Below are 3,225 nucleotides of genomic sequence, written 5' to 3' on the forward strand. Positions count from 1 at the left end.
GAATTACCGAATGCCAACGTGTTCGACTGCCTGTTTGCCCGTGAAAAACTTGGTTCGACCGGTTTGGGGCAGGGGGTGGCGATTCCTCACGGCCGTCACGCATGCGTGAAAAAAGCCACCGGTGCTTTTATCCGCACCAAAGAGCCGGTTGCCTTTGATGCGCCCGACGGCAAACCCGTTTCCCTGATTTTCATCCTGCTTGTGCCTGAAAACGCTACCGGCGAACATTTGGAAGTCTTGTCCAAACTTGCCGGCAGATTCTCTCAAAAAGCCATCCGTGAAGCGTTGATGGCCGCGACTTCTGCCGAAGAAGTACGTACACTCCTGAGCGAAGAGTAATTCATGCCCAGCATATCTGTCCGCCGCCTGTTTTCCGACAATCAGCACAAACTCGAACTTGCTTGGGCTGCCGGTAATTCCGGCGCGGACAACCGTATCGGTGTCGAAGCCGATAAACCCGTCTTGGCCTTGGTCGGCCACTTAAACTTTATCCATCCCAACCAAATTCAAGTTGTCGGCGTAGCTGAAGCCGAATATTTGCGCCGCTTGGAAACGGGCGAGCTCAACTACGATTTCGGCGAGCTTTTCGACATCCCCATGTCTTTGGTCATTGTCGCCAACGGCTTGCCGGTTTCGCCCAAATTGCGCGATTATTGCCATACCAACAGTATTCCTTTGCTGACTTCCAAGCAGGAAAGTCCGCACTTGATGGACGTTTTGCGGATTTATCTGCAACGTACATTGGCTACTTCCACCATCAAGCACGGCGTATTTTTGGATGTATTTGAAGTGGGCGTACTCATTACCGGACAATCCGGCTTGGGTAAGAGCGAATTGGCATTGGAGTTGATTTCGCGTGGCCACAGCCTGATTGCCGATGACGCGGTCGAACTTTTCCGTACCGGCCCGGAAATGCTGGAAGGCCGTTGTCCGCCTATGCTGCGTGATTTCCTCGAAGTACGCGGCTTGGGCATACTCAATATCCGCCACATTTTTGGCGAAACCTCCATCCGTCCGAAAAAAATCCTCCAGCTGATTATCAATTTGGTTCCGGCCGACGACGGATACATGAAACAACTCGATCGATTGAGCATCCGTACCGAAACAGCATCTATCCTCAATGTCAGCGTCCGTTCCGTTACCCTGCCTGTTGCAATCGGTCGAAACTTAGCAGTATTGGTTGAAGCTGCAGTGCGCAATTACATCCTTCAATTGCGCGGTAAAGACAGTACCAAAGAATTCCTCGAACGCCATCAAACACAACTCAAAGAAAACGAACAAAATCATGAAAATCGTCCTGATTAGCGGCTTATCCGGCTCAGGAAAATCCGTAGCCCTCAAACAACTCGAAGATTCAGGTTTTTATTGCGTTGATAATCTGCCTTTGGAAATGTTGCCTTCGCTGGTGTTGTACCATATTGAACGCGGCGAAGAAACCCAGCTTGGTGTCAGCGTTGATATTCGTTCCGGTATCAATATTCAGGAAGCGCAAGAGCAAATCCAATATTTGCGTAATGAAGGGCATCAAGTCGAAGTCCTGTTTGTTGAAGCGGAAGAGGGCGTTTTGGTTCGCCGCTTCTCAGAAACCCGTCGCGGACACCCTTTGTCCGGCCAAAACCTGACTTTGTTGGAAAGCCTGCAAAAAGAACGCGAGTGGCTCTTCCCGCTTAGAGACATCGCATATTGCATCGATACGTCCAAAATGAACGCTCAGCAGCTGCGTTATGCTGTACAACAATGGCTCAATATTGAACGTGTCGGCTTGCTGGTTATTCTTGAATCCTTTGGTTTCAAATACGGCGTTCCCAACAATGCCGACTTTATGTTTGATATGCGCAGCCTGCCCAATCCGTATTACGATCCGGAATTGCGCCCCTTTACCGGCATGGACAAGCCTATTCAAGATTATTTGGGCCAGCAGCCGTTGGCTCAAGAAATGGTTGATGACATCGACCATTTTATTAGCCGCTGGCTGCCGCGCCTGCAACAAGAGAGCCGCAGTTATGTAACGATTGCCATCGGTTGTACCGGCGGTCAGCACCGCTCCGTCTATGTTGTGGAAAAACTGGCCGAACGCCTTAAAGGCCGTTACGAACTCCTTGTCCGCCACCGTCAGGCACAAAGCTTGGCAGGACGCTAACTTGCCGTTTCAGACGGCCTTAAAGGAAGAAACCATGAAAAAAATCAGTCTGACCGCATTATCCCTGCTTATCTTGACCGCTTGTGCAACAGAGCCTGTCACTGCTTACCGTTGGCACCGTACCGGCGCGAGCGAAGCTGAAGTTTCCCGCCAAATCAATACCTGCAAATCACAAGTTCAAAATGGAACCAAACGTGGCGATACATCCAAAACGTTTGAGCAATGTATGGATGAAGCAGGTTATTACAGCTACGAGCATGGCAACCTCTAAATCCTGATTGACCGATTATCCAAATACCGAGGCCGTCTGAAAAACAATGATTTTTCAGACGGCCTCAGATACGAATAGAAAGAATAAAAAGACATGGCTATCCAATGGTTTCCCGGCCACATGAACAAGGCAAAAAAAGCCATTGCCGAACGCATTAAAAACGTTGATATGGTGATTGAGATGCTGGACGCGCGTATGCCTGCTTCCAGCGAAAACCCTTTGCTTGCCCAGTTGTCCAAAGGCAAGCCCAAACTTAAAATTTTAAATAAACAAGACCTTGCCGATCCCGAACGCACCAAAGTTTGGCTCGAACACTACAACAGCCGCCAAGATACCCGCGCCATTGCACTTGATTCTTCCGAAACCGGCGCGCATGGCAAAATTACCCAAGCCTGCCGTGCCATGATTCCGCATCGCCAAGGTATCGAGAAGCCGCTGCGTGTCCTGATTTGTGGCATTCCCAATGTCGGCAAATCCACCTTGATTAACGGCATGATCGGCAAAAAATCTGCCAAAACCGGTAACGAACCCGGTATTACCAAAGCCGAACAACGCCTTTTCCTTGCCGACGATTTCTGGCTGTACGATACCCCGGGTATGTTGTGGCCAAAAATTATCGTCGAAGAAGGTGGCTATAATCTTGCAGCCGGCGGTGCAGTCGGGCGCAACGCGCTGGACGAAGAAGAAGTGGCGCTTGAGCTTTTGGATTACCTCCGCCGCCATTATCTGGCCCTGTTGCAAGAGCGCTATCAAGCCGACAAAGATCCAAGCAGCCATTGGGACGATACTTCTTGGCTGGAGTGGATTGCCAAGA

Annotated in this window: 5 protein-coding genes; all 5 read left to right on the plus strand. The window is 50.1% G+C overall.

Annotated features, from left to right (window positions below):
* Window positions 1-339 (plus strand): PTS IIA-like nitrogen regulatory protein PtsN (ptsN, locus tag ACTHUT_RS16440; protein ID WP_440419093.1); only part of this gene is annotated, 339 nt, incomplete at its 5' end.
* Between the two features lie 3 nt (window positions 340-342).
* Complete coding sequence (hprK, locus tag ACTHUT_RS16445; RefSeq protein ID WP_003685274.1) at window positions 343-1,305, plus strand: HPr(Ser) kinase/phosphatase; 963 nt, start codon at window positions 343-345, stop codon at window positions 1,303-1,305.
* Entirely contained in the window at window positions 1,286-2,140 is an 855-nt protein-coding gene (rapZ, locus tag ACTHUT_RS16450) for an RNase adapter RapZ (protein ID WP_250580478.1), read from the plus strand. Before hprK ends, rapZ begins: the two co-directional genes overlap by 20 nt.
* A 34-nt stretch (window positions 2,141-2,174) precedes the next feature.
* Window positions 2,175-2,411: a protocatechuate 3,4-dioxygenase gene (locus tag ACTHUT_RS16455; RefSeq protein WP_049351430.1), complete on the plus strand. Its 237-nt coding sequence runs from the start codon at window positions 2,175-2,177 to the stop codon at window positions 2,409-2,411.
* A 93-nt stretch (window positions 2,412-2,504) separates the two neighbouring features.
* Window positions 2,505-3,225 (plus strand): ribosome biogenesis GTPase YlqF (gene ylqF, locus ACTHUT_RS16460; RefSeq protein ID WP_440419096.1); only part of this gene is annotated, 721 nt, incomplete at its 3' end.

The sequence above is a fragment of the Neisseria sp. P0022.S010 genome, from assembly GCF_051956635.1.